At 58.1% G+C, this 260-nt stretch carries 1 protein-coding gene; it reads left to right on the top strand.

The genetic code is table 11. The annotated features are described in order from the left end of the window. Nucleotides 1-260 (top strand): transporter substrate-binding domain-containing protein (locus tag EOD29_RS32855; protein ID WP_127248859.1); only part of this gene is annotated, 260 nt, incomplete at both ends.

The raw sequence follows: 260 nt of genomic DNA, 5'->3' as shown, positions 1-260 counted from the left end.
GTCGACGCGCTCGGCGCCAACAACACCTATTTCCTCAGCATCGCCAAGATCGCGCCGGACTTCAAATTCGAAAAGAAACTGCAGTTCAACCGCCAATATAACGGCATCTCCGTGCGTCCCGGTCAAAAGCAGTTTGTCGAGGAGCTGAACGCCTTCATCGACAAGGCGCGCGCCGACGGCCGCCTCGAGAAGATCTACCAGAAATGGCTTGGCCAGGACGCGCCCGACTTCCCGGACTCGCTGCCTAATATCCCCTTCAC

This window comes from Mesorhizobium sp. M1A.T.Ca.IN.004.03.1.1 (genome assembly GCF_003997555.1).
In the GTDB taxonomy this organism is placed as follows: Bacteria; Pseudomonadota; Alphaproteobacteria; order Rhizobiales; family Rhizobiaceae; genus Mesorhizobium.
The sequence above is the reverse complement of the archived record's forward strand: the minus strand, read 5'-3'. Positions and strand labels throughout refer to the sequence as shown.